A 24464-nucleotide genomic window follows, 5' to 3' on the forward strand; every position below is an offset into this window, starting at 1 on the left:
GGCGGCACTCCCTGTTCCAGGGGGGCCGCCCTTCGGCGTGTCACGCGCTTCGTCCACGACGCCGGGCCTCGGGAAGAGGCCGCCAGAACGCGCGGGACATCACCTTCTGCTCGTGCTTGGTCTGCTCTGTCGTCAGCATGTCCCGGAAACGCCGGCCGTGTGTCCTGAGTGCCTGTTCTGCGAGCCGCTTGGCGTGGACGTCGAGCCCTGCCGACTGGAAGGCGCTGACGAGTCCCGACAGATCGGCGATGGAACGTGTCTGGACCATATGCTCGAGAATCTTCCCGAATACGCTGTTGGCTCGCATGACCAGGAGCTTTTCAGCGGCCAGCCGCTTCGCCAGCAGGACGACGTCCACAATCGGGCAGTCGGTGCAGTACGTTCGGATGACCGCGTCGAGGTGCCCGGTCAGTGAGGCCGACTCGATGGCCAGCAGCAGCGGAGCCAGCGTGGACGGTGTCATCCCCCTGGCGTGCTGGCACAGCTCGTACTGGTCGCCGTAGCGCGACTTCTTGCGGACCAGCGTAGCCAGGAACTGCCCGGCCTGACCGGCGAGTTCGTCGTGCACGGCGCATCGGAACACGGTTTCGGCCTGTTCGGGCAGCCCATAGGCGTCCATGCGGATGAGCAACTGTGCCGCGTCGTCCGGCGAGAGGGATCTGACCGCGGCCTGCAGCGCGGCCTCCGAACCCGGTGCCATGCCGTCGAGGGCCCTGGCCAGCTCCCGGACCTGTGGGTCCGGCCTGTCGGCGATGGTCTGCAGCAGGAGTTTCGTCGATAACTGATGGCGTCCTGTCATGTACAGCTCGCTGATCAGGACGGCGATCTCGTCGCTCCACCGCGAAGTCGCGGCACGGGACAGAACCGACCAGACCCTGTCGTCCCGCAGGGCGAGCACGAGCGGGATCAGATGCCCGACACTGCGGTTCTGCGTGGCGTCGAAGACGGTCTCGGCGTCCTGGGTGAGGCCGTGCCGGCTCAGCGAGTGGATGAACTCGGCCACGTCAGCCGCGGACTGCTGAGCCGCTGCCGCCAGCTGGACGGCGTCCGCGAACTCGGCCAGGCAGGCTTCGCGCAGTGCGATGCTCAGCGTGACCAGGTCAGCCACCCCGCGTTGTGCTCCGGCGGCGGACAGGGCGGTGACGACCGCGCTGTCGAGCTCCCCCGGCACCAGCATCGCCGCTGTCGACACCACGTCGGCGACAGGGCGGACGACGGCCACGGCCGCGAGCAGTCCCTCGGCGTACACGGCGAGATCGGCGAGGTGCAGTGCGTGCGCGAACGCGGCGATGTCGGCGGGTTCGTGGAACTTCACCGACGCCTGCACAAGGACCAGTACGTACTCTTCCAGCCCTTCGCGGATCAGCTCCCTGGCGAGAGCACCGGTGTCGTCCACGGAGCGCACCACCACCATGGTCGGCAAGGCGGCGCGGGCATGCGCGTCGAAGCCCGCCTGCTGCAGACCGGACAGCAGACCGGCCACCTCCTCGACCGTGCGCGACTGGCTGGCCGACCGCACCAACTCGCTCGCGATGGCCCGCCGGGTGCGCTGTTCCAGGTCTCCCACCGTCCGCACCAGCTCTGGTACCGAGGACCGGCGGTCCGCCTCCTCCAGCATGGCCACGATCGACGGCCTCTCGTCGTTCCCGGCCTGCTGCGCGCCCAGTTCCTGGAGAGTGTCGAGCCGGCTCTCCAGCCGATGACAGCGGTCCTCTGCGGCGATCAGTTCGGCGCGCGTGACCGCCAGGGCCTCCTGCAGGTAGATCACCTGCTCCTGGAGGTCGCCGCACTCCTCCTCCAACCGCGCGTACTCGCCGCGCCACAGCGCGACCTCGGCCTGGTGGGCGAGGAGTTGCTCTTCTATCTGCGCCTCCAGGTTGCGGCACCAGCCGCGCACCCGGGCGAGCCGTCCCTCACGGTCCATCAGTATCTCGGCCAGGGCCCGTTCCCTGGTGGTGATGCGCCGGACCTCGTGGTCGGCCTCCGCCAGCCGGTCCGTGAGCTCCTGCGTCTCACTGCTGTGCCGGTTGGACTTCAACGCCGTTCGGTGCAGTTCGCGCAGCCCGGCCTCGGCCTCCGAGGTGAGCGGCTTCTGCGCCTCCTGCACATCTGTCACCAGACCCGCTACGAAATCCCAGGGGGGAACCCGGCCGCTGAGGTAACGCGTCACGGTGCTCGCGTCCAGATGCCTGCGCGCGGCATAGCGCCGCACACTGATCCCCAAGGTGAGGAAGATCTGCCGCAAGTCCTCCGCGAGTGCTCGCTTCTCGGGTGACAGGTCGTCCTTCAGCGGGGCCAGCCGAACGGGCTGGACCGGGTCGGCCGCGGCTTCCTCGCTGCGGGCGGGTGCTTGAGCGTCACGCATTTGGTCAGTATCGCTGCGTACCAACTTGCCTCGGGGCAAAAAGGTGTTGCCGTTCTCATCGGCAACACCCGGCAACGCTGCCGATGAGAACGGCAACACCTGCAGCGCCGTTTGACGCCTGAGCGCGGTCCGGTGTCGGCCACGATCTGATCCTGGGCGCAGGCCCTGAACCTGAGCGGGAGGAAGTGCGATGACTGTTTCCGGGTCCGAGGGGGCCAAGCGGCCGCGTGTGACGCGAAGGGTGTGGTGGCGACGGCTTGCGCGGCAGGCGGCGCTGGGTGCCGCGGGTGCCGCCGGCTCGGGACTCGTCAGCCTCGCGCTGTGGTGGTTGCGTGGGCACTGGCAGGCCTGACCCGCCGTGCGTGGAATGGCAGGGGCCGTGCACCCGCACATGGAGGGTGCGGAACACGGGTGGCCGTCGGCCCGTGTCCGGGGTCACACCACACCCGGGCGGGACCGGGAATGCGTACGACCGGGCAGTCGTTGTGCACAGACGTGCACTCGATGCGCGTGCACATACCGACTGGTATACGACCCGCCCGGTATACGACCTACTCACGAGGAGCCCCCCACGTGACCGTCACCACGCCTCCCGCCTCCCGCGCGGCCGAGATCCTCTCCCGTCCCATCGCCCTGAACGGGCTCACGGTCCCCAACCGGATCGTGATGGCGCCGATGACCCGCCAGTTCAGCCCCGGCGGCGTCCCCGGCGAGGACGTGGTCTCGTACTACTCCCGCCGGGCCGCCGCAGGTGTCGGTCTGATCGTCACCGAGGGGACGTACGTCGGGCACGACTCGGCCGGGCAGAGCAGCCGTATCCCGCGGTTCCACGGCGAGGAGCAGCTGGCGGGCTGGGCGAAGGTCGCCGAAGGGGTGCACGCGGCCGGCGGCACGATCGTCCCGCAGCTGTGGCACATCGGCATGGTCCGCAAGCAGGGCCAGCCGCCGTTCGCGGACGCCCCGGCCGTCGGCCCCTCCGGCATCCGCCTGGACGGCACCGAGGGCGAGGGCAGGGCGATGACCCGGCAGGACCTGGACGACGTCATCCGCGCGTTCGCCGAGGCCGCGGCCGCCGCCGAGCGCATCGGCTTCGACGGCGTCGAACTGCACGGCGCCCACGGCTACCTGCTCGACCAGTTCCTGTGGGCGGGCACCAACCGCCGCACCGACGCGTACGGCGGCGACCCGGTCGCCCGTACGAAGTTCGCCGCGGAGATCGTGGCCGCCGTACGCGCGGCGGTGTCCCCGGAGTTCCCGGTCATCTTCCGCTACTCGCAGTGGAAGTCCGACAACTACGACGCCCGCCTCGCCGAGACCCCGGAGGAGCTGGAGGCGATCCTCACCCCGCTGGCCGCCGCCGGCGTCGACGTCTTCCACGCCTCCACCCGCCGCTACTGGCTCCCCGAGTTCGAGGACTCCGACCTGAACCTGGCCGGCTGGACCAAGAAGCTCACCGGCAGGCCCACCATCACCGTCGGCTCGGTCGGCCTCGACGGCGACTTCATCAAGGGCTTCATGGGCGAGGGCTCCCCGCTCAAGGGCATCGACGACCTCCTCGACAGCCTGGAGCGCGACGAGTACGACCTGGTCGCCGTCGGCCGCGCCCTGCTCCAGGACCCGCAGTGGGCGGCGAAGGTCCTCGCCGGCCGCACGGACGAGCTCACGGCGTACGACGCGGCGGCCCTGAAGAGCCTGAGCTGACCCCGCCCGTTCGCCCTCGGGTCAGCCGGCGATCCGGCCGAAGAACCCGAGGGCGAACGCGTAGGGCACCACGAGCAGCAGCGCCGGGCGCAGGGCACGCCGGCGCTGCTCGCCTTCGCGCACCCAGGTGTCGTACGCATAGACGAAGGCACCCGCGACACATCCGCCGATGTACGCCGTCGTCAGGAACCCGAATACCCTGCCCCACTCCCCGACCACGGTGACCGCGGCCAGCGCATGGCCCGCGACCGCCGCACCCGCCCCGACCCAGGTCGTCGGGTCGTCCTGCACCCGCCAAGGGGCAGCCCCCTTGCGCCCCCGGCCGGTGAGCCTGGTGAAGAGCGCGTACCCGATGGCGGGCAGGCCCGCGAGTGCCAGCAGGGTGGCCCACAGGGCGCCGGTGTCCGCGGAGACGGTCACAGCCATCCCCCGATGCTCATGATCACGGCGGCCATCAGCTGCACCAGCAGGGACAGGACGCCGAAGATCAGGGCGCCGTATGGCGCGGCGTCCGCTTCCACGCCGGTGTACCTCCCGAGGCCCCAGCCTCCCACCGCGGCCAGGAGAGGTATGAGGGCCAGCACGACCTGACCCGCCGCGAACAGCGGGACCACGTCGAGCGCCATCAGCACCCCGACCCCGGCCCAGGCGCCCCGCGCCCCGCGCGTCTCCGGCCGGCCGAAACGCATCGCGCCGTAGATCACCGAGTGCACGACGGCGACGAGGGTGCACACGATGGCCGCGCGCGAGGCCTGGTCGCCCAGGGTCGCGAGGAAGTCCCCCCGTACCAGCCCCTCCAGGAGGCGTCCCGACGCGGTGAAGGCCGACAACCCGAGGGTGATCAGGAGCGAGACGCGCAGCTGCTTGAGCAGGCCGGTCATCGCCGTCCGCCTGGCGTGCGGGTTGCGTGGGTCGCGTACTTCATCACGGCTCGGCTCTCAGGTCGGCGGCTGACTGGGGCATGGGACGTCAGGAACCTGTGAGGGCGTCTCCCGGGAACGGTCACGAGATGCCCAAGGAGCGAGCCGCGGGTCTTCCTGACTCTTGACCTGGCTGGAAACCGCTGCTCCGGATGGGTGCATTCTATGCACGGGCCATGGGTCGCCTGTCGGGCAAACCGGTGCTGAGCTGCCAGAACGTCCCAAGTGGGGTGATGGGACCGGCGGTTTCGCGCACGAACTTCGTTATTGGCTTGTGACGGCTGCCGAAGTCACCGGTAGCGTCCTGACCATGCGGATACTCCATCTCTCGGACACCCACCTGGACCGCACCGACGCCCCCAACAGGCGGGGTGTCAACGCCACCGCGTCGCTGCGGCTGATGCTCGACGAACTCCGCCATCTCCAAGGCCTCGACGCGGTCGTCGTCACCGGCGACCTCGCCGACGACGGCTCGGCGGAGGCGTACACGGCTCTGCGCACCCTGATCGGTGCCTACGCCGAGGCCCGGAACATCCCCGTTCTCTGCACCACCGGCAACCACGACGAGCGCGAGGCCTTCGCCAAGGTGCTGGGCAGCGGGCATCTGGACGCCGACGGCACCGATCGCGCCGAGCTGGTGTTCGGTTCGGAGGAGCGGGCCGCCGTGAGCACGGTCGGCGGCTGGCGCTTCGTCACCCTGGACTCGCTCGTGCCGGGCAAGATCTTCGGCCGCCTCGGCGCGCCCCAGCTGGAGTGGCTGCGCGAGGTGCTGCGCACCCCGGCCGCGCACGGCACGGTCCTCGCCTTCCATCACCCGCCCCTCGCCCTGGACATCTCGCCGACCCAGCAGGCCTTCGGGCTGCGCGACCCCGGCGACCTGGCGGCGGCGATCCGGGGGAGCGACGTACGGGTGATCCTCACGGGCCACTACCACCTCCAGCTCTTCGGGATGCTGGAGTCGGTGCCGGTGTGGGTGACGCCGGGGGTGGTCAACCGGATCGACCTGGCCGTGGCGCCCGGTGGTGAGCGGGCGGTGCGCGGGGCGTCGGCGTCGCTGGTGGAGCTGGGCGGGCCCGCGAGCCCGATGTTCCACACCTTCCATGCGCGGGATCCGCGCGCCCATGAGACGGTGTACGAGATCGACGAGGCGGAGGCCAGGGCGTTCGTGGCCCGGCACGGCTGACCTGGATTGCCTGGATTCACTCCAACGGGTGAGGGGTGTTCGGCACTCGTGCGAAGCGCCGGACGTTTCATCAGTGACCGGCTGTGAAACCGGCAGCGATCACCAGAAACGGTGGGAGCGGCCGGTCGTCGAAGCGACAGCGGTCAGTCGTCGGAAGTGGCAGCAACCAGCCGTCGAAAGTGAGCGATCATGATCACGAACGAGTCCGCCGAGCCGGCGCCCGCGGCCGAGGGCCCCGTCGTGCGCACCACCGCCGGTGCCGTGCGCGGCCTTCGGGAGGACGGCCTGGCGGTCTTCCGGGGGATACCGTTCGCCGAACCCCCGGTGGGAGCGGCCAGGTTCGCGGCGCCCCGCCCGGCGCGGCCCTGGGAGGGGACGCGTGAGGCGTACGTCTTCGGCCCGCCGCCCCCGCAGGACCTGGGCATCCAGGGAGCCCCGGGTGTCCTGGACGCCCCCGAGGGCGACGACTGGCTGACGGTGAACGTGTGGACACCCGCCCCGGATCCGGCCGCCCGCCGCCCGGTGATGGTGTGGATCTACGGCGGCGCCTACAAACTGGGCCACTCCGGCAGCCCCGGCTACGACGCCCAGCACATCGCACGCGACGGCGACGTGGTCGTGGTCTCCCTCAACTACCGCGTCGGCATGGAGGGTTTCGCCCACATCGAGGGGGCGCCCGCCAACCGGGGCCTGCTGGACCAGGTGGCGGCGCTGGAGTGGGTGCGCGAGAACATCGCGGCGTTCGGCGGCGACCCCGACCGGGTCACGGTCTTCGGCGAGTCGGCGGGCGCCGGATCGGTGGCCTCCCTCCTGGCGATGCCGAGGGCGCGGGGCCTGTTCCGGCGGGCGATCGCGCAGAGCGTCCCGGGCACCTTCTTCTCCGCCGAGCTCGCCGAGGACATCGGCAGGGCCCTCGCGGCCGAGGCCGGCCTGCGTCCCACGGTGGCCGACCTGGCGGCGACCGACCCGCGCCGGCTGACCGAGGCCGGGCAGGCGCTCGGCGCCAAGATGCCGCAGTACGTGGACCGTTGGGGCCAGATCGCGCCGACGGTCACCCCGTTCTCCCCGGTGGTCGACGGCGAGGTGCTCCCCACCACTCCCTGGCAGGCGCTGGCGTCCGGCTCCGCGCGGGACGTGGACCTCCTCGTCGGTCACAACCGCGACGAGTTCCGGCTGTTCCTGATCATGAGCGGGATGTACGGCAAGATCACGGACGAGCAGGCGACCGGCGCCCTGCGCCTGTTCGCACCGGGCGGCACGGCGGGCGACCACGCCTACCGCGCCGCCCACCCCGACGCCTCGCCGAGCGAGCTGTACGAACGGGTCCAGACCGACTGGCTGTTCGCCATACCGTCCCTGCGCCTGGCGGAGGCGCAGACCGCGGGCGGCGGCCGGGCCCACCTCTACGAACTGACCTGGGGTGCCCCGGGCAACGGCGGACTCCTTGGCGCCTGCCACGGCCTGGACATCCCGCTCCTCTTCGGCACGTTCGAGGCGGACCTCGCCAACCTCCTCTGGGCGGGCACCGACGTCACCGCCGAGGCGAAGGACCTCTCCGCCCGCTTCCGCACCGCGTGGACGTCCTTCGCGGTGACCGGCGACCCGGGCTGGCCGGCCTACGACAACCGGGCCCGCCTCACCCAGGTCCTGGACACGACACCGACGGTGACGGCGTACCCGGAGGAGAGCAGCAGGCAGCTGTGGGAGGGATACGACTTCGCTCCCTCACCACTGCTCGGCTGACCGCGGCTGGGCGCTCCGCTGGAAGTGCCGCGATGTGCCGTCTGCCGTCTGCCGTCTGCCGTCTGCCGACTGCGGCGCCGTCGTGGCTGGTCGCGCAGTTCCTCCCCCAGCCTTCGGCCGGGGGTACCCCCAGCGCCCCTTTGGGGTGCTGCAGAACCGCACCGGACTTCGCCGGACCCGCTTAGGCCTAGTCGGCGGGCCCGCCCAGGTCCGCCGCCTCGGGCAGGATCACCATGTCGATGTCCTTGCGCACGAGCAGCGGTCCCAGCGCCATTCCGCGCTCCGGCGGCCAGAACACCGGCTCCTCGCCGGGTACGGGGTCGTCCCCGCCCTCGAGCCACAGCCCCTCGCCCCCGCCGGGGGTGAAGAAGGCCACCATGCGCACCTGCTCGTCGGTGAGGTTCCGGAACCGGTGCCGTGTGCCCCGCGGCACGAAGACGAAGTCACCGGCGTTCGCCACGAAGGTCTCCTCGCCGTTCAGGAACTCCAGCGAACCCGATATGACGTAGAAGGATTCGTCGGCACTCCTGTGCACATGTGCCACCGGGCCGCCGCCCGGAGGCACCCAGCAGTCGGTGAAGCCCAGGATGCCGCCGGTGGAGTCGGCCGGTGCCAGGGTCGAGTAGACGTCGCCGGACATCCACTTGACCACGCCCTTCTCGGCGGGGACATGCATGACGCGCGGACGGAAGTAGTCCGCTGTCTCCGCGTCGTTGTTCGGCGGTGCAGAACTCATGTCTCTTCCTCGGAAATCTTGGGGTACATCGGTGCGCCGGGCGTGGGGGCACCGCCCGGAGGTCTGTGGTGGTGCGACGCCGCGGACCGCGCGGCGGGTCAGCGGACGCCGTACTCGCGTGCCAGCTGGGCAGCGGCTCCGATGCCGCCGGTGAAGGGCTCACCGTGGCCGGGCAGCAGCACGCCCGCCGCCGGCAGTTCGTCGAGGCGGTCCAGGGCGGCGAGTGCGGCCCGGCTGTCGTGGGTGAAGCAGCGGCACACCAGCGTGGGCCCGGCACGACCGGAGAACGCGTCGGCGGTGACCAGGGCGTCGCCGGTGAAGAGCAGCCCGCGGTCGGCGAAGAGGTACGCGGTGCTGCCGGGTGTGTGTCCGGCCAGGACGACGGCCTGCGGGGCGCCCGGCAGGTCCTTCAGCACCTGGTCGGCGTCGAAGACCCGCGCCCCCTGCACGGCGGGCGCGGTGAAGGCCCCGGAGCGGGCCAGCTGGAGGGGGAGGGCGAGCGCGGAGGGCCGGCGCAGCAGGTAGGGGAGCATCGAACGCTCCGGCTTGGCGTGGCGGTTCACGCTCCGCGGGCCGTCGCGCAGGATGCCGGCGTCCCGCTCGTGGATCCAGATGTCGGCGCCGGCCTTCTGGAGGGTGTGGGCCAGGCCGGTGTGGTCGAGATGGCCGTGGGTCAGGAGCACGGCGCGGATGTCGGCCACGGGACGGCCCAGGTCGTCCAGCAGTCCGCCCAGCTGTTCCAGGTGGGCGGGCAGCCCGGCGTCGATCAGGACGAGACCGTCGGGGTCCTCGATCAGGTAGAAGTTGACGCCGTGATCGCCGAGGCGATGGACGCCTGGTGCCACCTGCGTGGGCGCGGGACGGGACATGAGAGCCTCCGGCAACCGAGCAGAATAAATTCGATACAGCGGACTGTAACAGATTGAGGGGGTGCGCCGATGGCAGGCGAGACACCACGCCGGCCCTACAACTCCGAGCGCCGGCGCGAGGCCGCGCGCCGCAACCGTGCGGCGGTGCTGGCGGCCTGCCGTGAGCTGCTCTTCCGGGACGGCTTCCACGCCACGACCATCCGTGCGGTGGCCGAGCTGGCGGGTGTCTCGGTCGAGACGGTGTACAAGTCGTTCGGCGGCAAACCGGGCATGGTCAAGGCGCTGTGGGACATCACGCTGGCCGGGGACGACGAACCGGTGCCCATGGCGGACCGCCCCCAGACGCGCGAGATCCTGCGGACGGCGGAGCCGGTCGCCAAGCTCCGGCTCTACGCCGCGTACGTACGCGGCATCCATGAGCGCGTGGCCCCGCTGTTCGCCCTGCTGACCCAGGCCGGGCCGGACGTCGGGGAGATCCTGGAGACCGGCGAGCGGGAGCGGCTGACCGGCGTCACCGCGTTCGTCACGCACCTCGACGAGAGCGGTGCGCTGCGTCCGGGGGCGGACCCGGCCCACCTCGCGGACGCCGTCTGGGCCCTGGCCGGACCGCAGCTGTTCACCCAGCTCACCGTGGGACGGGGCTGGGCGGCCGCCACCTACGAGGAATGGCTGGCCGACACGCTCACCGCCATGCTCCTGTCCAGGGAACGGTGAGCGCGGGGCCGGTCAAGGCAGGATGGAGTCGACGTATCCGCCGTCCACCCGGAGGGCGCCCCCGGTGGTGGCCGAGGCCTGGTCGGAGCTGAGGTAGACGACCATATGGGCGATCTCCTCCGGTTCGATCAGGCGCTGCAGCAGCGACTGCGGCCGGTGCTCGCGCATGAAGACGCGCTGGGCCTCGTCCCAGGGCAGGTCGCGGTCGACGAGTTCGTAGACGAAGTCCTCGACGCCTCCGGTGTGGGTGGGACCGGCGATCACGGAGTTCACCGTGACACCGGTGCCGGCGGCCTGCTTGGCGAAGCCGCGGCCCACCGCGAGCAGCGCGGTCTTCGACATGCCGTAGTGGATCATCTCCGCGGGGATGGCCACCGCCGAGTCGCTGGCGATGTACTGGATGCGCCCCCACCCGCGTTCGGCCATGCCGGGCAGGAAGAGGCGGGTCAGCCGTACCGCGGCCAGGACGTTCACCTCGAAGTAGCGCCGCCACTCCGCGTCGGTGATCCGCAGCGGATCCGCGGCGCCGAAGATCCCCAGGTTGTTGACGAGGATGTCCACCTGCGGCAGCACCTCGGCCGCTCGCCGGGCGCCCTCCTCGCTGGTCACGTCCGCCGCGACCGGGACGAGACCGGCGCCGGGGGCCTGCTCCGCCAGCCGGGCGACGCTGTCCTCGACGCGCCGCGCGTCCCGGCCGTTGACCCCCACCCGGGCCCCGGCACGGGCCAGGCCGACGGCGATGGCCGCGCCGATGCCCTGTGTGGAGCCGGTGACCAGTGCCGTGCGACCCGTCAGATCGATCTTCATCCCGCCGAACCCCTTCCGCGTACGTGTCACGGCTCAGGTACCCGGGTCGGCGTCCCGGCACAAAGGGTTCAGGCGTTCAGCGCCTGGATGGCGGCACCGGCGCCGGGCGATGCGGTAGGTCACTCCGGTGGCGCCGCGGCGATCCGCTTGCATCGGAGCAAGTCGGCTAGAGGTTGCCGAGGGGCTCGATGTCCACCTGTACCGGAGTGCCCCACACCCGGAGCACCTCGTAGTCGGTGAACTCGTGGACCAGCCGGTAGGCCATGGCGGGCCGGGACCCGCGCCGCTGGGCCGCGAGGTACAGCTCGGCCTCCTGCCGGTCGCGGCGGGGGGTACCGCACAGCTCCCACTCCCGGCCGTTCCACGCCTCCGGCAGCCAGCGCTGCTGCGGCTGCGGCCGGTCGCCCCGCACCCCGTACCGGGACATGGACGCACTGACGGCCTCGCCCGGCATCGGCCGGGGCCCACTGCCGAACTCCGACCGCCGCGCGGCCCGCCGCCGCGTCTCGCACAGCAGACACAGATCGGGGGCGCTCTCGTCCACGGGCCCCTGCGGATGCTCGGCACACCGGGTCGTGGGTGCGGCACTGCTGACGCTCTCCTCCAGCAGGTCCAGAGCGCGCCGGAGGTCGTCCTTGACCTCGTGCAGCTTGCCGTCGGTCGTCTCGCCGGTCAGGGCCTCCCCGTGCTCCCCGAGCAGACGAAGGGCCCGGCCCAGGGCGGTGAGCTGGGAGTGGTTCATGGGGACCAGCGTGGCATACGGCGCTGACACCGCGGCCGGAATGTCGGAGGGCGCAGTCAGGTGCTGCGGCCGACTTTGAGCACATAGACCGTGATGGTCTCGCCGTCCGGGCGGTAGAGCACTCGCCAAGTGCCGACGTGCAGGCGGTAGTACCCGGATGTTCCGAGTGCGCGAGCCTCCTCCGGACAAGGCTCTTCGGCAAGCGCTCGTACCGCTGCGGCCGTCGCCTTGGCACCCACGGGATCGATCGCTCGGAGCCGTCGGAACTCGTCCATGGCGTGGTGTTCCCACACCACCGAGTGGATCACGAAGCGACTCCTCGGCGGTCCTCTTCCTCCAACTGCGCCATGAACTCGTCGTGCGCCATCGAGGGCCCGGACCGAGCGGCTTCCCGTGCACGTGCTTCGGCGATGTCCGCCTCGTCCCGAAGTCGCTGAAGTTCCTCAAGCTCGCTTATGGGGATGAGCGCGGCTGCGGGCTTGCCGTACTCGGTGATCAGGATGTGCTCCTGGCCGTGCCGGACCCGGCTGACGAGCTGACCGAGCTGATTCCGGGCCTCCACAAGCGGATACGTCTCCATGGAAAAACTGTACACACCTGCGTGTGTGTGCAGTGTGTGTGCAGGGGTGGTCATGCGGGTGTCCTCTCTCGTCGTTGGTTCATCGCGCCACGGATCTCCGCGACGCGGGACTGGACCTCGGAAGGTGACAGGGGCGTGTTGGGGCCGCTGGGGGCGCGTTCGCCCCGGCATGCGCCGCAGATGCCGCCCGGCAGGGCCTCCGGGCGGCCCGGCGCTCTGCACTTCGCGCACTCCAGGATGCGGAGAGGCAGGCGAGCGGGCCGTACCGGCTCGGGCGGGAGCTTGTCGGTGAGGCGTTTGCGGAGCAGGGCGGCCGGGTGGTGGACGGGGGAGGGGAGGCCGCTGGTCAGGGCTTGGAGTGCGTACTCGTCGCTCGCACCCCGCGCGAACCACTCCGTCAGCAGTGGGGCGAGGGCGGCGCAGTCGGCCTGGGAGAGGGAGAGAGCCGGGGCCGTACGGCCGAGGGCGGCGAGGAGGATGTGGGCGCGGCTGCGGGTGGGGCGGGCCCGGTCGGGGGGCTGCTCCGGCTCCGGTACGGCGCCTCGCGTGAACGCCGCCCACCAGTCATCGTCGCGTGCGGTACGGGACCACCACGATCGAGTGATCCAGCGCCGGCTCCCGGAGTCGGCGAGATGTTCCCGTCCCCGCCTCAAGTGCCCGGCCCGCTGGAGGTTGTTGAGGGCGGTGCGGAGGGCGCACTGGCCGTACGGGAGCTGCTTGGCCAGCGTCTTCACGGAGATGTCGGCGCCGTCGGGGAGACGGTCGACGTACGCGGCGATGGCGGCTTCGCGGGGTGGGAGATGGGCGAAGTCGTGCGCGGTGCGCCGGTGTTGGCCGGGCGCGGACCGCTTGCCGTACCCGGGGTTGGCCATGGGGTGCGGGGCGGCGTGCGTGGACGCAGGGGCAGCACTAAGCTGGCTGTCAGCCATGGGATCGGGCCTCATCGATCTCGTTGGTCAAGCCCCCGCAGGTGTTGGTAGCGCCTGGCGGGGGCTGTTTCGTTCGTTATGCGGGCACGCTAGACGATCGTGACTGTGCGTGGCAAACCGAACGCGTGCCGTCAACTCACGGGGTGGGAGGGTGGGTTGAGGCCCTCCACCCGTTCCTTGAAAAGAGGGCTCGGGGCTGAGCGCTTGAGCCTCGGGGCCGGGTCAGGACGGCCGGGGGGCTTCGGAGACGAGGGTGTAGAGGTCGACGATGACGCCGTCCTTGCAGTGGGCGATGTCCATGCCGGTCGCGACGGGCGGTTCGCCGGCCGGGCCGTACACCCAACCGAGGTGGCCGAGGTCGTCGGTGACGGAGACGGGACCCTCGGGCCGGAAGACCCAGCCCGGCTGCTCCGCGAGCAGCTCGGCGGCGCGCACGGAGAGGGCCTCGCGGCCGCGCACGACGCGGTCGGGCTCGTGCCACACCACGTCCTCGGCATACGTCTCGGCGATGGCCGCGTTGCGGCGCCCGGCATCCGGTTCGTTGAAGACGTCGAGCAGGTTACGGCGCATCAGGTCGGCGACGGTGCTGGTCATGGGCGGCCCTTCGGGTCGTGGCGGTCACTTCTTGACACTCTCCACGAAGGCCGCCCAGGCCGCCGACCGGAACACGAGCTTCGGGCCGAGGGGGTTTTTCGAGTCGCGGACGGGGGTGAGGGTGGGGAAGGCGTGGGTGACTTCGAGGCAGTTGTCGCCGCCGCCGCTGTAGCTCGACTTGATCCATGCGGCCGCGCTCAGGTCGTCGTCAGGGATGTTCCTCATGGGCATAATCCTGCGCCAACGCCTCGATCAGGGCCAGGGACTTCTCCTGCGAGAGCGCGGAGGCGACAAGGAGATCGAACAGGAACCTCAGGTGGGCGACAGTGGCCGGGTCGTCCTCCACCCGCCCGGTACGCACCGATTCGAGGTAGACCAGCTGAGGGGCGTCATCGAACTCCATCAGTTTGAGAGCGCCTCCCATCGCTGTGTGTGCACCCGAACTGAGCGGCAACACCTGCACGATGACCCGGTTCCGGCGGGACAGACCCGCGATGTGACGCAGGGCTTCCGCCATCACCGCCCGGCCGCCGGTTTCTCGGCGCAGCGCCGCCTCGTCAAGCACGGCCCACAACAACGGCTTTGTTGGGTGATCGAGCAGGCGCGTCCGCTCCATACGCCCTTCCGTCCACAGCTCGATGGTCTCCTCCGGGGCCGTCGGGTCATACGCACGGTTCACGGCACAGGCGTACGCGCGTGTCTGAAGCAGCCCGGGGATCAGGAGCGGCGCGTACTGCCTGATCGCCGTGGCTTGGGCCTCTGTGTCCGCCACGTCCGCGAAGTGTGCCTCAAACTTCGACTTGGCCGCCGCCCCGCAGTTCCGCATGAAGAAGCCCTCCGTCTCCAGAACTTCGTCCAGCATCCGTGCGTACTCCGGCTGCATCCGCCGATTCCCCGCCTCCAACTGCCCGATGAACGACCCGCTGACGAACACCAGCTGACCCAACTCCGCTTGACTCAGCCCCTTCTGCTCCCGCGCATGCCGTAACTCCGCCCCCAGCAGGGCGCGTGGCGATGACGACGGGTCCAGGTCTTTCGGTCCTGCCATGTGCACGCCCCTGTCCAACAGCCGACGTTGTTGGGATGCCTTATCTAGCCAGGTTAGAGCTGTGCCCGACACGCTGTGTGGCGAACCGGGAACTCAGCGTGGAGGTAGGGAATGGTGCTGCGGACCACCGAAGAAGTGGTGGAGACGTTGCGGGCGGCTCTGAAGGGCGTTGGTGTCGTGCTGCCGTCGCTGTGCGTCGATCCCGTGACGGGGGCGAGCGACGAGCCGTTCGCTCTGGTGGATCTGGGGCGGTGCAATGTGCGGGTCGCGGAGCGGCTCGCGTCGGTGGTGCGGGGGGAACGGCCGCCGCTCGGGACGTATGTGACGGACGTACGGGACGGGCGGATCGGCGAGGTCAGGGGGCATGTCGGCGGTGTCGTGCAGGTGCGGCCCGTCGTCGGCGGCAAGGAGTGGGACTGTCCGCCGGAGTCGCTGGAGCCGGCGCCGCCGGAGGAGGTGCTGCGGGCGCAGGTGCGGCGGATCAACAGGGTGCGGCGGCTGCCCTGTTGACGCCTGAGATTCCAGGCCCGAGCGCCGACGCGAGAAGAAGCCCGCTCTGTAGTGTCGCAGTCATGAGCGTTGAGGTGGCGGTCGTCCGGGAAGCGGACGACGAGTCGGTTGAGGCGTTAGCGCGCTTGCTGCCGCAGCTTCCGAGTACGGCCAGTCCCCTGGATCGCGGGGCCGTGGGGACTCACATCGAGGACGTGGTGGTGGACGAGGCCGCGCGGGGGCATGGTGTCGGGGGTGCTCTGGCCGAGGAGGCTCTGCGGCTGGCGGAGGCGGCGGGCGCTCGAACCGTGGACCTCACCTCGCGTCCGTCCAGGCAGGCGGCGAACCGGCTGTACGGGCGCCTCGGCTTCGAGGCGAGGGATTCCCGGGTCTACCGCTTTGTCCTGCAGCGGTGAGCGGAGTCGTGTCGATGGATATCACCGATATCACTGAGCGCGAGCTGACCCATCCCTGGGAAGGGGTTCTGATCGCTCCGGTGCACGGGAGCGAGGTCGGCGTTCTGGTCCTGGCGGGATCCAGCGGGCGCATCGAGCGTGAACGGGCGCGCATCCTCGCTCAGCAGGGCTTCGCAGCCTTGACGATCCGCTGGTTCGGTGGGCCCGGGCAGCCGCCGGGGATCTGCGAAGTTCCCCTGGAGACCTTCACCACCGCCGTCGACTTCCTCCGGCTTGGCGGAGCGCAACGCATCGGGATTCTCGGCTTCTCCAAGGGGGCTGAGGCAGCTCTGCTCACGGCTGTGCGTGACACGCGTGTGGACGTGGCCGTCGCGCTGTCGCCCACCTCGCGAGTCTGGTGCAATGTCGGCCCGGGCCGCGACGGTGCGCACCACCCGTACCGCTCGTCCTGGACCTGGCGGGACCGGCCGCTGCCGTTTGTCCCGATGGACGATTCCTGGGTTCCCGCGGAGCCGGACAGCGGTCCGGTCGCCATCCGGGGATGGTACGAATTGAGCGAGCGGACCTTCGCTCACTCGCTTCCCTCGGCGGACATCCCCGTGGACACGGCCAGGGCCGATGTCTTGTTGGTGGCAGGCGGCGATGATGCGATGTGGCCGTCGCTTCCCTTCGCCGAGCAGTTGGCGCAACGCCGGCGGTCGGTCGGGGCAGCCGTGCGTCTGATCGCCCGCGACGATGCCGGCCACCGGCAACGCCTTCCTGGTGAGAGCCCCGCGTCGGCGTCCCCGCGCTTCAGGTACGGAGGCACTCCTGAAGCGGACGCGCTCCTCGGCAGGGCAGCGTGGCCGCACATCCTCGACGCGCTCGGCGACGGAAGAACCGGTGCCGACGACCGCTGAAACCGACTGGTGGATCCGCCTCGGCACGAAGGACAGCGGCACCTCGCTCACCGTCGCCGCCAACCTCGCCGCCGACAACGACCCCGGTGACTTCATCACCTGGATCGCCGAGGTGACGGGCCACCCGGGCTCCCCGGGCCACCCGGGCTCCCCGGGCTCCCCGGGCTCCCCGGGCTCCCCGGGCTCCCCGGGCTCCCCGGGCTCCCCGGGCCACCCGGGCTCCCCGGGCTCCCCGGGCCACCCGGGCTCCCCGGGCTACCGGCGGGGCTGAGACCGACGTACGTCGCCAGGAAACCCACGGCGTAACCGGTCAGCAGGCCGCCCGCGTAGATCGCCACCGCCAGGGCCGGGCCCCTGTTCCCCGTGAGAAGGGGGAACAGGGCCCAGCCCGAGGGGCCGATGGCGGTGGCGCCCACGCGGTCGCCGAGCACCGCGAAGAAGCCGACGAAGGCGCCGCCCGCCGCCCCGCCCGCGCAGGCGGTCAGGAAGGGGCGGCCGAGGGGGAGCGAGACGCCGTAGATGAGGGGCTCGCCGACGCCCAGCAGGCCCGCCGGGAGCGCCGACCTGATGGTCGTACGGAGTGCGGTGTCGTGGCGGAGGCGGGCGTAGACGGCGATCGCCGCGCCCACCTGGCCTGCGCCTGCCATGGCGAGGAGGGGGAGCAGCACGGTGTAGCCCTGCTGCTGGATGAGGGTGGTGTGGATGGGGATCAGGGCCTGGTGCAGGCCGAGCATGACCAGGGGGAGGAAGAGCCCGCCGAGGATCAGGCCGGCGAGCGGGCCGGTGGTGGCGAGCAGCCAGTTCGCGGCGGTGCCGATGGCGGAGGAGATGAGACCGGCGGCGTACATGAGGCCGTAGAGCGTGGCCAGTCCGGCGACGAGGACGGTGACGGTGGGGGTGAGCAGGACGTCGAGGGCGTCGGGGACGCGGCCCCGGCACCATCGTTCGACGTACGTCGCGAGCAGTGCCGCCGCCAGGGCCCCGAGGACTCCGCCCTGACCGGGTGCGAGCGCCACCCCGAAGGCCGTCACCTTCGCGACCCCCGGATAGACCACGATCGCCGCGACCGCCCCGCCCAGCACCGGCGTCCCGCCGAACACCTTCGCCGTGTTGTAGCCGACGAAGACGCTGATCAGGGCCATGAAGCCGGAGGCGACGGCGGCGAGGGCGGGGGTCAGCCAGGGCAGCCAGCCGGCGTTCACGAGCAGCCCGCCCAGACCGGCGAGCACTCCGCAGCCGATCAGGGCCGGGATGAGCGGCACGAAGACGTCCGCGATACGGCGGAGGGCGGTCTTGACGGGGGTCGCGTTGCGCCGGGCGCGGTCCGCCCGCAGCTCGGCCCCACGGGCGGCCAGTTGCCCGGCGGCGAGCAGCTGTTCGAACTCGGCGGTCACGGTCACCACGGCCCCCGGCCCGATGACGATCTGCAGGGTGTCCCCGTCGGCCACCACCCCCAGCACGCCCGGCACGGCCCGCACCGCCTCCGCGTCCACGAGCGAGGGATCGCCCAGCCCCACCCTGAGCCGGGTCATGCAGTGGGCGACGGAGGTGACGTTCGCGGGGCCGCCGACCAGGGGCAGCAGCGCGGCGGCGGTGTCGTACGACGATCTCTGCACCCCCTGAGCGTGCGGGTCAGCCGCCCGCCGAGGCGAGCGCGGCGCGCAGATGGCCGCCGGACTCCTCCAGAAGGCGGGCGGCGGATGGCCCGTCGACGCCGGCCAGGATCACCAGGACGGCGTTCTTCACCTCGCCGTCGGTGGCGGTGAGGGCCGCCTCGATCTCCTCGTCCGGGGCGCCCGTGGCGAGGGCCACGATCCGCCGCGAACGGGCCCGCAGCTTCTCGTTCGAGGCGCGGACGTCGACCATCAGGTTTCCGTACGTCTTGCCGAGCCGGATCATCGTGATCGTCGACAGCATGTTGAGGACGAGCTTCTGGGCGGTGCCGGCCTTGAGGCGGGTGGAGCCGGTGAGCAGCTCGGGGCCGACGACGACCTCGATCCCGTGCTCGGCGGCGGCCGCGAGCGCGCTGCCCGCGTTGCAGGAGAGGCCGACGGTCAGCGCACCGAGGGCACGGGCGTGCTCGACGGCGGAGACGGCGTAGGGGGTGCGGCCGGAGGCGGAGACGCCGACGACGGTGTCGGAGGCGTCGACACCGAGGTCGTCGAGGTCCTTCCGGGCCAGCTCCGCCGAGTCCTCGGCACCTTCGACGGACGTGACCATGGCCGACGGCCCGCCCGCGATGATCCCGACGACCTGACCGGGGCGGGTGTTGAAGGTGGGCGGACACTCGGAGGCATCCAGAATCCCGAGCCGCCCGGCGGTTCCGGCCCCGGCGTAGACCAGCCGGCCGCCCTGGGCCATACGGGCGGCGATGGCGTCGATCGCGGCCGAGATCCGGGGCACCTGCAGAGCCACGGCACCGGCCACTCCGGCGTCCTCGCCGTTCATGAGCCGGGCGATGTCGAGGGTGGGGAGCGTGTCGATCTCGGCGAGTTCGGGGCGGAAGGCTTCGGTGGTGAGCGACTCCAGCTCGGAGCGGAGGGCGCGATGTTCGGTAGTCATGGCAGGACGGCTCTTTCTGACTAGCGCTCGGTCAACCAACCAGGGGCGCGGGGAACTGCGCGACAAGCCACAACGCACCCGCGGCCGCCACGCAACGCACACCCCTACGGTCTATCGAGGCACACTCCGGTGCCTGTGTGCCAACGCCTCGTACGACGCCGCCAACGCCGGCGCCGCCGCCTCGTACGTCCGCTGCGCCACCCCCACGAACAGACAGTCCACCACCAGCAACTGACCGGTCCGCGACGACATCGCCGCCGGCCGCAGCTCGCTCTCCCGCGAGGTCGACGTCGTCAGCACATGGTCGGCGTACTGCGTCACCGAGGAACCCGGCCGCCCGGTGATGGCGACGGTCGTGGCCCCCCGCTCGAAGGCCACCCGCAACGGCTCTATGACATCCCCGGTCGCCCCGGAGTGCGTGATCGCTATCGCCACGTCCCCGGCCCGCAACTGCACCGCGTTGGTGACCGCGAGATGCGGATCGCTGTGGGCGTGCGCTATCAGCCCTATCCGCAGCAGCTTCTGCGTGAGGTCCTGGGCGACAAGACCCGACGCCCCGATGCCGTACACATCGGTCCGCCGCGCCCCGGCGAGCGCACTCACCGCGGCCCCCAACTGCACCGTGTCGAGGCCGGCCGCCGTGTCCGCGAGGGTCTGCTGCTCGTCGTGGGCGAGTTTCGCGACGACGTCGGCGATCGGGTCGTCGACGGCGATGTCGGTGGTGATCGCGGGCGCCCGCCCCGACTGCTGCTGCGCGGCGAGCCCGGCGAGGGCGAGCCGCAGGTCGCGGTAGCCGGGGTAACCGAGCAGCCGGGCGGTGCGGACGACGGTCGCCTCGCTGGTGCCGGTGCGCTCCGCGAGGCCGGTGACCGTGAGGGCCGCGCAGCCGGCGGGGTCGCCCGCGACGGTCTCGGCGACGCGCTGCATGGAACGGGTCATGGAGGGCGCGAGGGTCCGCACCTTGGCCGCGAGGGCGGCGGGAGCCGGCGGCGCGGCACCGGCTCCGCGGTTGCCGAAAGTTTCCTTCACGTCCTCGGTCACCCTTGAAAGATATTTTCGTTTCGGTCGCCGGGTCAAGACCGCGCACAATGGGACCATGGACCCCGTAAGCCCCTTGGAACAGGCGTTGCATGCAGCGCGCGCCCTGGTGCTCGCCGATCTCGTCGCCGGCGAGGTCGCCGAGGCGGACGTGGTCTCGCTGGTCGAGGACTCCGTCGTGCAGCGGCGCTGGTGGGTCCAGCAGTGGCCGGACGGCGCGGAGTACGTGGCGGGGCTGGTGGCCCAGGACGTGCAGGACGCACTCCTTGAGCGGTACGGCCGCTGGCCGCTGTGCCCGGTGTGCGGCTCCGGCGACCCGCACGCCCTGGACGTCGAACCGGAACTCGGCCCGGATCCGCACTGGGTGTGCCACAAGGCGGGCGTGAAGGTCGCCTCCGTCGGCTCGCTGGGCGGCTCCCTGGGCGGGGAGCCGTCCTCGTGACGGTGTTCTCGTGACGGTGCTCTCATGACGGTGTACATCGACCCGCCGAACTGGCCCGGCCACGGCCGGATGTGGTCCCACCTGGTCAGCGACGTCTCGTACGCCGAACTGCACACCTTCGCCGAGGGCATGGGCGTACTCCGCCGCGCCTTCGAGCGCGACCACTACGACATCCCCTCCCACCGCTACGCGGACGCGGTGCGGGCCGGTGCCGTGGAGGTCAGCAGCCGCGAGGTGGTGCGGCTGCTGCACGGGGCGGGGCTGCGCCGCCGTAAGGGCGACAGCCGGTAACGGCCGTCACGGCGCGCGCAGTTCGAAGGCCACCTCGTTCTCGTCCTCGCTCACCTTGGCGAACCCGGCGCGGGTGACGACCGCCTGGGACGGGGTGTTGGCCGCTTCTATGGTCGCGAACAGGGACCGTACGTCTTCGCGGGCGAACGCCCAGTCGGTCAGCGCGCGCAGCGCCTCCGTCGCGTAGCCCCGGCCGCGGGCGGCCTCGGCCAGGTCGTAGCCGATCTCCACCCGGCCGTCCTCGTCGGGGGCGGAGTGGAAGCCCATGCCGCCGACGGCCCGGCCGTCCTCCCGGCTGACCAGGGCGAAGACGCCGAACTCAGGCCGGTGCACGCCCCCTTCGTACGCCTTCAGCAGGAAGCCGGCGGCGTCCCGGGTGCCTTCGTAGGGGCCGCCCTCGATCCACTCGAAGCCGCCGTCGCCGCCGAGGCGCAGGTCACGGGCTTCGGCGGGGCGGATGCCGACGAGGTCGAGGCGTTCGGCGGGGATGACGAGGTTGTTGTACCAGCGCCAGCCGGTGACCGGGGCGCGGCCGGGCAGCTCGCCGCGGCCGGTGGCCCACAGCAGGGTCTGCCAGGGCGTCGGACCGGGCTGGACGTGCGGGAAGAGGTGGGTGAGGACGGACTCGGCGAGCTCCTCGGCGGGCCGGTAGGGGATGCCCAGGCCCTCCGCCATGTCGTGGGTGTGGAGCAGCAGTTCGGCGACACCCATGGCGGCGAAGCCCGTGCGGTCGGCGCGGTGGGAGGGGTAGGGGTGGAAGGCGCGGACCTCGCGCGGGGTGCTGCGGACCGTGACGGCGAGCAGGGCGCCGGTGGTCTGGACGACGTGCAGCACGCCGGCGTCGTCGGCGCCGTCCTCCAGGACGAGCTCGAAGGGGACGTACGCGGTCTCGGCGCGGCCGGCTAGCTGGCCGGCGTAGGCGATGAGGGCTCCGGCGAGGTGTACGGCCGTCTCCCGGACGCTCCACTCCAGTCGGCCCGCCTTCACCTCCGTCCAGTCGCGGTCCGGCGCCGCCCGCAGCGCGGCCACGCTGCCCGCGACGGCCTCCTCCACCTGGTCCCCGCCCAATGTCCGCATGGGCCGCACCCTAGGACGCCGGGTCCTCCGCGGTCGACAGCATTTCCAGCTCCGCGGCGAGGTTGTAGCGGGCGGTCGGCTCCCACTCGGTCCGGCCGTGCGGCGTTCTGAACAGCTGGGGCAGGCCGAGGAGTTGGCGCAGGATCGCGGAACGGCCGGCGCGGAAGGCGTCGTTGGGGACGAAGTGGTACTCCTCGCGCACCTCGGCGGTGTAGGCGGCGTACGCGGCGGGCGGGGCGGCGAGGATCGCGAGGTCGGCGTCGCACAGGACCTCGCCGTTGCGGTCGCCGGGGGCCGGGTCGTGGGTGACGGTGAGCCGGACCAGGCGGGCGACCTCGGCGGTGCTCTCCGCGGAGATCCCGGCCTCGGGGAGGGCGCGTTCGGCGAGGCGGGCCGAGCGCTCCTCGTTCTCCGACCGGTCCGGCAGGTACACCGCGTCGTGGAACCAGGCGGCGAGCCGGACCAGGTCCGGGTCGTCCGCGTACTCCTCCAGGACGTCGATGCGGTCGAGGACCGCCGTGAGGTGGGCGACCGTGTGGTACCGGCGCTGGGGCTCCTGCCAGCGGCGGAGCAGTTCGTCGGCGTACCGGTGCGGGGAGGGCGCGCTGGAGTCGTCGTCCCGTGACTGGAGGAAGGCGGTCAGCCAGCGGGAGTGCAGGGCGTCGAGATCGGCCATGCGCTTATTCTCCCGCCGGCCACTGACATCGCCCTAGCGTGGGGCGCATGACTGCTGCTGCTGACGACGCACGCGACCCCCTGCTGCCCGGACGTCTCCTCGCCATCGAGCGCGACGCGCTGATCCCGCTTCTCCGTTCCCGGCCGGACGCGGACTTCACGCTGCCGACCGCCGCGTGTCCGGGGTGGACGGTGCGGGACGTGCTCGCACACTGTTCGTCCGCGCTGATCCGGGTGGTGGAGAGCCGCTTCGAGAAGGGCGTGTTCTCGCCGGAGGCGAACGACCGTGATATCGCCGAGCGCGCCGACTGGACGAACGCCCGGGTCCTCGACGAGCTGGAGCGCGGCATGACCGAGGCCGGGGACGTGATCGCGGGGCGGGCGGACGGGGCGCTGGACCCGGTCGCCCTGGGCGAGTGGGTGCACGCCGGTGACGTCCGCGACACCCTCGGGGAACCCGGCGCCTACGCGGGCGCGGGCCTGCCCCACGCGCTCTCCCTGCTGGCCCGGGTGACCCGGAAGCGGGGGCATCTGCGGCTCCAGGCCGACCTGGACGACGTGGACGAGCCGCTGCACCTGGGCGGGACGAGCGGGACCCGGACCCCGGCCCGCTTCATGGGCGACGCGGCGACGCTCGTACGGCTGTACACCGGGCGGTCGGCGGACGGGGTGCCGTACGAGCTGATGGGGGCGGAGGCGGCGGAGCTGAACCTCTACGGCTGAATACGGCCGGTGTGTGACGGGGGCGGTCTCGCGGCCGTCGGTGTTCCCCGCGTACCCTGGATTGGACTAGACCTCCGGACTAGACCTCTTGCGAGAGGTGCACGGGGTACACGGGGAACACCACGGAAGGGGCCCTATGAGCACGCGGGCAGTCCTGGAGGTGATCGCCCTCGACGCAGAGGACGCGGTCGCCGCCCAGGCCGGAGGCGCGGACCGCCTTGAACTGGTCACGGACATGGCGGCCGACGGGCTGACCCCGCCGCTCCGGACCTTCACCGCGATCCGGGCCGCCGTCGACATCGACCTGCGTGTGATGCTGCGACTGGCGGACGGGTTCGCGGCGGGCGACACCGGCCGCCTGGTGGGGGTGGCCGGGGAGCTGCGGGCGGCCGGGGCCGACCAGTTCGTGCTCGGGTTCCTGGCCGCGGACGGCAGGGTGGACCTGGACGCGGTGGAGCGGGTCGTGGCCGCGCTGGACGGCTGCCGCTGGACCTTCCACCGGGCCATCGACCGGGCCGCGGACCGGGACGCCCTGCGCAAGCAGCTCGCCGACCTGCCGGGCCTCGACGCCTACCTCACGGCGGGAGCCGCGGAGGGCGTGGACGAGGGGCTGCCCAGGCTGCTGGCCGAGGCACGGCGACGCGGCGAGCCGGGGTACGAGCAGACGATCCTGGCGGGCGGAGGGCTACGGCTCGATCACGTGCCCGAGCTCCGGGCGGCGGGCATCGACGCCTTCCACATCGGCGGGGCGGCCCGGCCGACGGGTTGGGACGGGGCGGTGTCGGAGGAAGCGGTGCGGTCCTGGCGCCGGGCGCTGGACCGGTCCGGGGGCGCGGGACCGCGTTGATCGGCGGAGGACCCCGGCCTTGTGCGGAGGACCCCGGCCCTGTTCATGGGCCGGGGTCTCAGCGCCCGTGGGCG

General features: G+C 71.7%; 29 protein-coding genes. 11 read left to right on the forward strand and 18 right to left on the reverse strand.

Annotated elements, in window-relative coordinates; all coding sequences use genetic code 11:
* Positions 1–40: 40 nt before the first annotated feature.
* Complete coding sequence (locus tag KVT45_RS11305; RefSeq protein WP_217546500.1) at positions 41–2365, reverse strand: ATP/GTP-binding protein; 2325 nt, start codon at positions 2363–2365, stop codon at positions 41–43.
* Positions 2366–2938: 573 nt separating this feature from the next.
* Here KVT45_RS11305 and KVT45_RS11310 point away from each other — a divergent pair.
* Positions 2939–4066, forward strand: a complete 1128-nt coding sequence (locus KVT45_RS11310; protein WP_217546501.1) for an NADH:flavin oxidoreductase — start codon at positions 2939–2941, stop codon at positions 4064–4066.
* A 21-nt stretch (positions 4067–4087) separates the two neighbouring features.
* On the opposite strand, the gene KVT45_RS11315 is transcribed toward KVT45_RS11310, so the two are convergent.
* The gene (locus KVT45_RS11315) at positions 4088–4492 is read right to left on the reverse strand and encodes a hypothetical protein (protein ID WP_217546503.1); all 405 of its coding nucleotides are present in this window, start codon (positions 4490–4492) and stop codon (positions 4088–4090) included.
* Positions 4483–4947, reverse strand: coding sequence for a hypothetical protein (locus tag KVT45_RS11320; RefSeq protein WP_217546505.1), 465 nt, complete (start codon positions 4945–4947; stop codon positions 4483–4485). Before KVT45_RS11320 ends, KVT45_RS11315 begins: the two co-directional genes overlap by 10 nt.
* Before the next feature lie 349 nt (positions 4948–5296).
* Between KVT45_RS11320 and KVT45_RS11325 the strand changes: the two genes are divergently transcribed.
* Together KVT45_RS11325 and KVT45_RS11330 are read left to right on the forward strand one after the other, a co-directional pair.
* Positions 5297–6169, forward strand: coding sequence for a metallophosphoesterase (locus tag KVT45_RS11325; RefSeq protein WP_217546507.1), 873 nt, complete (start codon positions 5297–5299; stop codon positions 6167–6169).
* Positions 6170–6358: 189 nt separating this feature from the next.
* Positions 6359–7912 carry a carboxylesterase/lipase family protein gene (locus KVT45_RS11330; RefSeq protein WP_217546509.1) on the forward strand — a complete coding sequence of 518 codons (1554 nt, stop codon included), beginning with the start codon at positions 6359–6361 and terminating at the stop codon, positions 7910–7912.
* Between the two features lie 187 nt (positions 7913–8099).
* Here KVT45_RS11330 and KVT45_RS11335 read toward each other — a convergent pair whose 3' ends face one another.
* Together KVT45_RS11335 and KVT45_RS11340 are read right to left on the reverse strand one after the other, a co-directional pair.
* Positions 8100–8648, reverse strand: a complete 549-nt coding sequence (locus KVT45_RS11335; RefSeq protein WP_217546511.1) for a cupin domain-containing protein — start codon at positions 8646–8648, stop codon at positions 8100–8102.
* A gap of 98 nt (positions 8649–8746) precedes the next feature.
* Entirely contained in the window at positions 8747–9517 is a 771-nt protein-coding gene (locus tag KVT45_RS11340) for an MBL fold metallo-hydrolase (RefSeq protein WP_217546512.1), read from the reverse strand.
* Positions 9518–9586: 69 nt separating this feature from the next.
* On the opposite strand from KVT45_RS11340, the gene KVT45_RS11345 reads away from it, so the two are divergent.
* Positions 9587–10231, forward strand: coding sequence for a TetR/AcrR family transcriptional regulator (locus tag KVT45_RS11345; RefSeq protein ID WP_217546514.1), 645 nt, complete (start codon positions 9587–9589; stop codon positions 10229–10231).
* A 12-nt stretch (positions 10232–10243) separates the two neighbouring features.
* Here the strand turns inward: KVT45_RS11345 and KVT45_RS11350 are convergent, their stop codons facing one another.
* The 8 genes from KVT45_RS11350 to KVT45_RS11385 form a co-directional block, all read right to left on the reverse strand.
* The gene (locus KVT45_RS11350) at positions 10244–11038 is read right to left on the reverse strand and encodes an SDR family NAD(P)-dependent oxidoreductase (protein ID WP_217546515.1); all 795 of its coding nucleotides are present in this window, start codon (positions 11036–11038) and stop codon (positions 10244–10246) included.
* Positions 11039–11204: 166 nt separating this feature from the next.
* The gene (locus KVT45_RS11355) at positions 11205–11780 is read right to left on the reverse strand and encodes a hypothetical protein (RefSeq protein ID WP_217546517.1); all 576 of its coding nucleotides are present in this window, start codon (positions 11778–11780) and stop codon (positions 11205–11207) included.
* Between the two features lie 56 nt (positions 11781–11836).
* On the reverse strand, positions 11837–12088 hold the full coding sequence (locus KVT45_RS11360; RefSeq protein WP_217546519.1) for a type II toxin-antitoxin system RelE/ParE family toxin: 252 nt from the start codon (positions 12086–12088) through the stop codon (positions 11837–11839).
* Entirely contained in the window at positions 12085–12360 is a 276-nt protein-coding gene (locus tag KVT45_RS11365) for a type II toxin-antitoxin system Phd/YefM family antitoxin (RefSeq protein ID WP_217546520.1), read from the reverse strand. The genes KVT45_RS11360 and KVT45_RS11365 overlap by 4 nt, the downstream gene beginning before the upstream one ends.
* A 50-nt stretch (positions 12361–12410) precedes the next feature.
* The gene (locus KVT45_RS11370; RefSeq protein WP_217546522.1) at positions 12411–13232 is read right to left on the reverse strand and encodes a hypothetical protein; all 822 of its coding nucleotides are present in this window, start codon (positions 13230–13232) and stop codon (positions 12411–12413) included.
* A gap of 279 nt (positions 13233–13511) precedes the next feature.
* Complete coding sequence (locus KVT45_RS11375; RefSeq protein WP_217546523.1) at positions 13512–13883, reverse strand: nuclear transport factor 2 family protein; 372 nt, start codon at positions 13881–13883, stop codon at positions 13512–13514.
* Between the two features lie 24 nt (positions 13884–13907).
* Positions 13908–14108, reverse strand: a complete 201-nt coding sequence (locus KVT45_RS11380; RefSeq protein ID WP_217546525.1) for a DUF397 domain-containing protein — start codon at positions 14106–14108, stop codon at positions 13908–13910.
* Positions 14092–14931, reverse strand: coding sequence for a helix-turn-helix transcriptional regulator (locus tag KVT45_RS11385; protein WP_217546527.1), 840 nt, complete (start codon positions 14929–14931; stop codon positions 14092–14094). The genes KVT45_RS11380 and KVT45_RS11385 overlap by 17 nt, the downstream gene beginning before the upstream one ends.
* A 117-nt stretch (positions 14932–15048) precedes the next feature.
* Here KVT45_RS11385 and KVT45_RS11390 point away from each other — a divergent pair, with 117 nt between their 5' ends.
* The 3 genes from KVT45_RS11390 (at position 15049) to KVT45_RS11400 (ending at position 16735) form a co-directional block, all read left to right on the forward strand.
* Entirely contained in the window at positions 15049–15441 is a 393-nt protein-coding gene (locus tag KVT45_RS11390) for a hypothetical protein (protein ID WP_217546837.1), read from the forward strand.
* Positions 15442–15503: 62 nt separating this feature from the next.
* A complete protein-coding gene (locus tag KVT45_RS11395) occupies positions 15504–15836 on the forward strand; it encodes an N-acetyltransferase (RefSeq protein ID WP_217546528.1) in 333 nt (110 codons plus the stop codon).
* 14 nt (positions 15837–15850) lie between these two features.
* Complete coding sequence (locus KVT45_RS11400; protein WP_217546530.1) at positions 15851–16735, forward strand: acyl-CoA thioester hydrolase/BAAT C-terminal domain-containing protein; 885 nt, start codon at positions 15851–15853, stop codon at positions 16733–16735.
* A 95-nt stretch (positions 16736–16830) separates the two neighbouring features.
* Here KVT45_RS11400 and KVT45_RS11405 read toward each other — a convergent pair whose 3' ends face one another.
* The 3 genes from KVT45_RS11405 to KVT45_RS11415 all read right to left on the reverse strand — a co-directional run bounded on the left by KVT45_RS11405 (position 16831) and on the right by KVT45_RS11415 (position 20338).
* Positions 16831–18351, reverse strand: coding sequence for a PTS transporter subunit EIIC (locus tag KVT45_RS11405; RefSeq protein WP_217546532.1), 1521 nt, complete (start codon positions 18349–18351; stop codon positions 16831–16833).
* 16 nt (positions 18352–18367) lie between these two features.
* Positions 18368–19297, reverse strand: coding sequence for an N-acetylmuramic acid 6-phosphate etherase (gene murQ / locus KVT45_RS11410; protein ID WP_217546534.1), 930 nt, complete (start codon positions 19295–19297; stop codon positions 18368–18370).
* 111 nt (positions 19298–19408) lie between these two features.
* Positions 19409–20338, reverse strand: coding sequence for a MurR/RpiR family transcriptional regulator (locus KVT45_RS11415; RefSeq protein WP_217546535.1), 930 nt, complete (start codon positions 20336–20338; stop codon positions 19409–19411).
* A 55-nt stretch (positions 20339–20393) separates the two neighbouring features.
* Here KVT45_RS11415 and KVT45_RS11420 point away from each other — a divergent pair, with 55 nt between their 5' ends.
* On the forward strand, positions 20394–20777 hold the full coding sequence (locus KVT45_RS11420; protein WP_217546537.1) for a hypothetical protein: 384 nt from the start codon (positions 20394–20396) through the stop codon (positions 20775–20777).
* Positions 20778–20801: 24 nt separating this feature from the next.
* Positions 20802–21068, forward strand: coding sequence for a DUF4031 domain-containing protein (locus KVT45_RS11425; protein ID WP_217546539.1), 267 nt, complete (start codon positions 20802–20804; stop codon positions 21066–21068).
* A 6-nt stretch (positions 21069–21074) separates the two neighbouring features.
* Here the strand turns inward: KVT45_RS11425 and KVT45_RS11430 are convergent, their stop codons facing one another.
* Both KVT45_RS11430 and KVT45_RS11435 read right to left on the reverse strand, forming a co-directional pair.
* Positions 21075–22145 (reverse strand): GNAT family N-acetyltransferase, encoded by a 1071-nt coding sequence (locus KVT45_RS11430; RefSeq protein ID WP_217546541.1) that lies wholly within the window; start codon positions 22143–22145, stop codon positions 21075–21077.
* A gap of 10 nt (positions 22146–22155) precedes the next feature.
* A complete protein-coding gene (locus KVT45_RS11435) occupies positions 22156–22821 on the reverse strand; it encodes a hypothetical protein (protein WP_217546542.1) in 666 nt (221 codons plus the stop codon).
* A 47-nt stretch (positions 22822–22868) separates the two neighbouring features.
* On the opposite strand from KVT45_RS11435, the gene KVT45_RS11440 reads away from it, so the two are divergent.
* Both KVT45_RS11440 and KVT45_RS11445 read left to right on the forward strand, forming a co-directional pair.
* Positions 22869–23543 carry a maleylpyruvate isomerase family mycothiol-dependent enzyme gene (locus KVT45_RS11440; RefSeq protein WP_217546544.1) on the forward strand — a complete coding sequence of 225 codons (675 nt, stop codon included), beginning with the start codon at positions 22869–22871 and terminating at the stop codon, positions 23541–23543.
* A 136-nt stretch (positions 23544–23679) separates the two neighbouring features.
* Entirely contained in the window at positions 23680–24390 is a 711-nt protein-coding gene (locus KVT45_RS11445; RefSeq protein WP_217546545.1) for a copper homeostasis protein CutC, read from the forward strand.
* The last annotated feature ends 74 nt before the right edge of the window (positions 24391–24464 follow it).

Origin of the sequence: Streptomyces sp. GbtcB6 (genome assembly GCF_019091475.1) — a bacterium.
In the GTDB taxonomy this organism is placed as follows: Bacteria; Actinomycetota; Actinomycetes; order Streptomycetales; family Streptomycetaceae; genus Streptomyces; species Streptomyces hyaluromycini.